Consider the following 3228-nt stretch of genomic DNA (forward strand, 5'->3'; position numbering starts at 1 on the left):
CTGAGCCTGGCTTCCAGTGAGTGGATTACGTTAGTGGATGAAACGGCACCCACGTTTACGTCTGGCACGACCGCGACTGCGATTGATGAAAACTCCGGTGAAAGCACGGTTATTTACACAGCGACTACTGATGACGCGACGGCGGTTTATTCCTTGTCTGACACTGACGCCAGTGACTTCAGCATCGACAGCAGTACGGGCGTTGTTACCTTGCTGAACAACCCCGACTACGAAACCAAGTCCAGTTACTCATTTATCGTTACCGCTACTGATGATGCCGGTAACCATACCGACCAAGCGGTTACTCTCGATGTCAACGATCTGGACGATACTGCCCCAGAAGCCAGTATTGTGTTATCGCTCGCGACAGCACAGCTGGAAGCGTTGGGTAATACCACCAGTGGTGACTTTGCCCCTCAAATCACTGCGGTAGGCAGCGATGGCGCCTATGTGGTGACCTGGTACGGGACCGATAGCGACGGTGACTATTCAATCTTTGTGCAGGTATTTAATGCTGATGGTTCCTTCAACGGTGCCACGGTACAGCTGGAAGCACTGGGTAAGACCAACGGTGATGACGAAAGTCCTCAAATCACTGCGGTGGGCAGTGATGGTGCCTATGTGGTGACCTGGTCCGGAAGGGATAGCGGCGGTGACTATTCGGTCTTTGTTCAAGCCTTTGATGCTGACGGTTCCTTCAATAGCACCACGGTACAGCTGGAAGCGCGGGGTAATACCACTGGTTATGACTATTTTCCTCAAATCACTGCGGTGGGCACTGATGGCGCCTATGTGGTGACCTGGTACGGGTTAGATAGCAACGGTGATCTGTCGATCTTTGTGCAGGCGTTTAAAGCCGATGACTCCTTCAACGGCACTACGATACAGTTGGAAGCACTGGATAATATCACCGGTGCTGATCGGTACCCTCAAATCACCGCCGTGGGCACTGATGGCGTTTATGTGGTGACCTGGCGTGGTGATGATAGCGACGGTGACTATTCGATCTTTGTGCAGGCGTTTAAAGCCGATGGCTCCTTCAACGGTGACAAAGTACAGCTGGAAGCGCTGGGTAACACCACTGGTCGTGACTATGATCCACAAATCATCGCCGTGGGCAGCGATGGCGCCTATGTGGCGACCTGGTATGGGGTCGATAGCAACAATGACTATTCGATCTTTGTGCAAGCGTTTGATGCTGATGGCTCTTTAAACGGTGCCACGATACAGCTGGAAACACTGGGTGGGTATGATGTTGATCCTCAAATCACCGCCGTGGGCACTGATGGCGCCTATGTGGTGACCTGGTACGGTGAGGATAGCGACGGTGACTATTCGATCTTTGTGCAAGCCTTTAACGCCAATGGTTCCTTCAACGGTGACACAGTACAGCTGGAAGCGCCGGGTAATACCACTGGTGATGACTATTTTCCTCAAGTCACCGCCGTGGGCAGTGCTGGTGCCTATGTGGTGACCTGGTACGGGGCCGATAGTGGCGGTGATGATTCGATCTTTGTGCAGGCGTTTAACGCCGATGGTTCTTTCAACGGTGACACAGTACAGCTGGAAGCGCTGGGTAAGACCAACGGTGATGACGAAAGTCCCCAAATCACTGCGGTGGGCAGCGCTGGCGCCTATGTGGTGACCTGGTACGGGACTGATAGTGACGGTGATGAGTCGATCTTTGTGCAGGCATTTAATGCCGATGGCACACTGGTGATAGATAGCACCTATGAAACAGGGGAGTTGATCACACTACAAAGCAATGAAGCGGGTACGGTGTATTTGGTGAGCGATACAGTGGCCGTGACCACTGAGGCCGATATTCTTTCTGCAGACGGTAGTTTGTGGACCCAGGCCGTTGCCACGGCTGATGCCAGTGTAGCGGTTGATAGCAGCGGTCTGGCTGGCGGCAATTATACGGCCTATGCCGTCGACAGTGCCGGTAACATATCGCAGGCCGCGGATGAAACCGTCACTCTGGTTGATACCAGTACGGTGGTGTTTGATCTGGTAAACGGCAGTTCGTCAGATCACAGTGGCCGGACGTTTGAGGAAGATACCAGCTATACCATTTACGTCCGGGTGGATTCTTCGACAGAGGTCTTGAATACCGATTCAAGTGAGTGGGGCAGCTGGGCCAATGCAGAGGCTCTTGGCAGTGATGATCAGGTGGTCTTGGTCGGGTCAGGGAGTGCGGTACTGGGTGCTAATAATTCGGCGGTTGCTTCTTTCAGTTCTCCCGGAGTATGGGGGTCGGCTTTCTCATTGCAGGAGTCGGGTTTTGTTTTCCGCTGGACGGACAATGCATCATCCGGTTCGGTATCGTTGTGGGATGGAAGCTGGAGTGATCTGAATGAGGGGCGGTCTCTGAATGAAGTCTACCTGACGACCATGCCAATGGGCGTTATGACATCACAGGGGTTGGTCTGATGCTGACAGGACACTCGTTAGCAGATGCGGGTGATGGCGCAGCCTCTGGCCACGGTGACGATCCAGCAGCCGTTGCTGACTTTCGGCAAGTTGAGCCGTGCCATTGAGCTGGCACGGCGGAAAGGCGAGCTGAGGATGTCGGCCTGTTGCAGGTTCGTCGAGATCTGGTTGAAGCAACCAGTCAGGCTTATATTGCGGTTGATGCCTTGCGTCGGCCGTTGCACATTGCCTAGCAGAACATCAGAGATCATCAGCATCTGTACGACCGTATTACGCAGCATGCGGTGCTTGATGAAAGACGACATGCAGCGCAGTAATGAACGTCAGGGGTTGTTGGTCGATAGCATTCAGGGAGCCGAGACCATTCAGGTTGCGAATGCCAGTTGGCATTTTTCCGAAATTTGGCAATCTATCAGTGAAACCGTGGCCGATCGAATAACGAATAAATATTCGCTGGGGTCTGACCAGCATAAAATATGGGGGGTATTTATTGATACCAAATCAGCCTTTTGACTGATGAGATAATTGTTCCTGCTTTTTATACTGCTTCCTTCCAAATCACTTCGATATTTCAGACCTATTTGGCATCTCCGTGCTTTGCTAATTGCTGAGCCTGGACGCCTGAGTTTCTTAATGAGAAGTGGCCAACTATTTCCAAGGAAGAGCTCTGGGTGGCCACCCTATTTCCAAGGATGATCTCTGGGTGGCGACCCTGTTGAACAAGGAATGATTGCATGCCGATTTATCGCGTAGCCGTTTTTAACCCTCTTAATGACTATGCTGGTCAAGTGTATA

3 protein-coding genes are annotated in these 3228 nt (G+C 52.2%); 2 read left to right on the forward strand and 1 reads right to left on the reverse strand.

Annotated elements, in window-relative coordinates:
- On the forward strand, positions 1-2433 hold a 2433-nt coding region (locus Q8W22_RS16505), incomplete at its 5' end, for a cadherin domain-containing protein (protein ID WP_305453090.1).
- Positions 2434-2450: 17 nt separating this feature from the next.
- On the opposite strand, the gene Q8W22_RS16510 is transcribed toward Q8W22_RS16505, so the two are convergent.
- Positions 2451-2690, reverse strand: a complete 240-nt coding sequence (locus Q8W22_RS16510) for a hypothetical protein (protein ID WP_305453091.1) — start codon at positions 2688-2690, stop codon at positions 2451-2453.
- Between the two features lie 34 nt (positions 2691-2724).
- Between Q8W22_RS16510 and Q8W22_RS16515 the strand changes: the two genes are divergently transcribed.
- The gene (locus tag Q8W22_RS16515; RefSeq protein WP_305453092.1) at positions 2725-2946 is read left to right on the forward strand and encodes a hypothetical protein; all 222 of its coding nucleotides are present in this window, start codon (positions 2725-2727) and stop codon (positions 2944-2946) included.
- The last annotated feature ends 282 nt before the right edge of the window (positions 2947-3228 follow it).

The organism is Oceanobacter sp. 1_MG-2023, assembly GCF_030689025.1.
In the GTDB taxonomy this organism is placed as follows: Bacteria; Pseudomonadota; Gammaproteobacteria; order Pseudomonadales; family Oceanobacteraceae; genus Oceanobacter.